The organism is Gammaproteobacteria bacterium (assembly GCA_013696315.1).
Taxonomy (GTDB): Bacteria; Pseudomonadota; Gammaproteobacteria; order JACCYU01; family JACCYU01; genus JACCYU01.
The window spans coordinates 1-3211 of the sequence record JACCYU010000227.1; the positions used below are offsets into that span (position 1 = coordinate 1).

4 protein-coding genes are annotated in these 3211 nt (G+C 60.4%); all 4 read right to left on the reverse strand.

What is annotated here, in order from left to right; genetic code table 11:
• Window positions 1-226 (reverse strand): amino acid permease (locus tag H0V34_13450; GenBank protein MBA2492650.1); only part of this gene is annotated, 226 nt, incomplete at its 3' end.
• Between the two features lie 166 nt (window positions 227-392).
• A complete protein-coding gene (locus H0V34_13455) occupies window positions 393-680 on the reverse strand; it encodes an EAL domain-containing protein (protein MBA2492651.1) in 288 nt (95 codons plus the stop codon).
• A complete protein-coding gene (locus H0V34_13460; protein ID MBA2492652.1) occupies window positions 634-2976 on the reverse strand; it encodes a diguanylate cyclase in 2343 nt (780 codons plus the stop codon). Before H0V34_13460 ends, H0V34_13455 begins: the two co-directional genes overlap by 47 nt.
• A 13-nt stretch (window positions 2977-2989) precedes the next feature.
• Window positions 2990-3211: response regulator (locus H0V34_13465; protein ID MBA2492653.1), on the reverse strand; the 222-nt coding region annotated here is incomplete at its 5' end.

Consider the following 3211-nt stretch of genomic DNA (forward strand, 5'->3'; position numbering starts at 1 on the left):
CGAGCGCTGTGAACGCACAGGCCGTGCCGGCGACGACAAACGACAATGCCACGGCGGGTCCCGCCTGCGTGGCCGCAGCGATGCCGCTCAACACAAATACGCCGGCCCCGATGATGGCGCCGATGCCGAGCAGAGTCAGGTCCCAGGCGCTCAGCGTGCGGTTGAGGCCTGTGTCGCGCTCCGGTTCGGCATCGATCGGTTTTTTGCGCAGCAGGCCGGTGGCCAGCGTGTTCTTGTTCAACTGAATGCGCGCCTTATGATAATGGGGCCGGGTGAGTCGATATTATGTAGGACAGTTTGCAGCGGTGCTACTGATCAACAGCGCGCGGGGCCGTGGTTTATACCGCGAAAGCGAAGGGGATGCGTAAATCAGCGCATTCAACGACGGCATGTTACATGCGCCGGTCCCTGTTTAGAGCCCGAGACGCTTGTCTGATTTGCGGGGTCAACTGCTCGGCGAACTCATCGGCCGGCAGCGGCCTGCTCAAAAGATAGCCCTGCACCGCATCGCAATCGAGCGCGCGCAAAAATGCCAGTTGCGCCTCGGTCTCCACGCCTTCGGCGGTTACCTTGAGATTCAGGCTGTGCGCCATGGCGACGATCGCTCGGCAAATTGCGGCGTTATCCGTGTGTTCAGGGATTTCGTGCGTAAACGAGCGATCGATCTTGAGCGTATCCACGGGAAAGCGCTTGAGATAACTCAGCGACGAGAAGCCCGTGCCGAAGTCGTCGATGGCGATGGTGATGCCTGCCGCTTTCAAAGCCAGCAGAACGCGTTCCGCCTGCTCGGTTTGCAGCAGGCTTTCGGTCAGCTCGACTTCGACACAGGAATGATCGAGGCCAGACTCCGCAAGGGCGCGAGCGAACACCTGCTGGATGTTTTTCTGGCGGAACTGCCGGGCGGAGACATTCACCGCGAGCCGCACCGGCGCGAAGCCCTGGGCGCGCCACGCCTGGATCTGGGCGCAGGCGGCGCGTATCACCCACTCGCCAATCGGGACGATCAGGCCGCGCTCTTCGGCCAGGGGAATAAACTCCATCGGGGGGCACAAGCTGGTCCGAATCGGGACTGCGCCAGCGCAACAGAGCCTCGACAGTATCGATCTGACCACTGGCGAGATTAATCTGAGGCTGGTAATGCAACACAAATTCGTCGCGCTCGAGCGCGCGACGCAGCGCCCGGTCCAGGGTCATTCGGCTGGAGGCCTGGACGCTTAAGTCCAATGAATACTGCTGATAGCTGTTGCCGCCCTGCTTGGCCAGATACATGGCGGCGTCGGCGTTTTTGAGCAGGCCGTGAGCCTCTTGTCCATCATCCGGATAAAAACTGATGCCGATACTGGCGGTGACAAAAAGGTCGGTCCCATCCAGCGCCACGGGTTTGGATATGGCCCGCAGTATTTTTTGGGCGACGCGATTGGCGTCATTCATGCGGGCAATGTCCGCCAGTATCAGGACAAACTCGTCGCCTCCGAATCGCCCGACCGTATCGCTGCTCCGCACGCAGCCGACTAGCCGGGCGGCGACGCTCTTGAGCAGACGATCACCCACCTCGTGTCCGAGCGTATCGTTGATGTGCTTGAATCCGTCCAGGTCCAGGAACAGGATCGCAATTATCTGTTTGTGTCGCGACGCCACTGCCAGTTCATGTGTCATGCGGTCCATGAACAGCACGCGGTTGGGCAGCTCGGTCAGGGTGTCGTAGTTGGCCAGATAAACCAGGCGATCCTCGGATTGCTTGCTTGCGGTGGTGTCGCGCGCGACCGATAACAGCCGCACGATCTCGCCTGCCGCGTTACGCACCGGCGTGACCATTACATCCCACCATTTGGGTGTACCCTTCGCTGTCGGGCAAAGCTCTTGGAAGCGCCCGACAGCGCCGGCTAGCGCCTTTGTCACGGCGGCGATGGGTTCCGGGCGCACGCGGCTTGGCCACAACTCAGCCCATGCACGGCCGATGAACGGGCTGAAGTCATCAATCTCCATCAAACTCATTCCCGGGCCGTTCATGAAGAGGAGTTTCCCGTCCGTGTTCAGCACGTTGACGCAGTCTGCGCTGCTTTCCATCAGACTGCTGTTGAGCGCTTCGCTGTCCCTCAAGGCCTCCTCGTCCCGTTTCCGCTCGGTGATGTCACGCGCGATCTTCACGAAGCCGCGGATCTGACCGAATTCGTCGTGCAGTGGCGTTACCATCCCGCTGGCGAAAAAGCGGCTGCCATCCTTGCGCACGTGCCAGCGCTCGTCGTCGCCGCGCCCGGTCGCCTGCGCCTGCTCGACTTCCGCCTCGGCGGTCCCGCCGGCCTGGTCTTTAGGGGTGAAGAGAAGCTCGAACGACTGGCCGATGACCTCCTTTTCACTGTAGCCGAAGATGCGCTCAGCACCCGGATTCCAGCTGCTGATCCGCTCTTCCATATCGAGCGTGAGGATAGCGTAGTCGCGCAATCCTTCCACCAGCAGGCGGAAGTGCGCTTCGCTCTGGCGCAGTGCCGCCTCGGTACGCTTACGCTCCGCAAGCTCTGCTTCCAGGTCAGCGGTGCGTTCCGCCACGCGCTGTTCCAGTTCCTGATTCAAGCGCTCCAGCGCACGGGTTTTCCGGAAAAGATCGGCGAAGACCGTCACGCGCGCCCGTAGCAGCTCTGGCTCGATTGGCACGGAGACATAATCCACCGCGCCGGATTCATAACCCTTGAGTCGATCGAGGTCGCTCGATGCGACCGCGGTGACGAAAATAATGGCCGTTTTCTGGCAACGTGGATGCTGACGAATGAGACCGGCCAGTTCGAAGCCGTCTATATTCGGCATGCATACGTCGAGCAGCACCAGGGCGAATTCGGTCTCTAGCAGATGTTCCAGCGCTTCTTTGCCGGAACTGGCCTTGATCAGATTCTCGTCCAGATCGCTCAGGATGGCTTCGTAGGTAAGCAGTTTGCCCGGCTGATCATCGACCAGCAGGATGTTGACTTTGTCGGTGCTCATCGATCCTCCATGATTAACGGTGCAGCCACATGCGCAGGACGGACAACAATTGCTCGGTATTCACGGGCTTGGCGAGATAATCTGAGGCGCCTGCCGCGAGACACTTGTCGCGATCGCCCTTCATGGCCTTGGCGGTGAGGGGAATGATGGGCAGGCGGCGAAACGACGGGTTCTTGCGGATGACCCGCATGGTCTGATAGCCATCCATTTCGGGCATCATGATGTCCATCAGAAC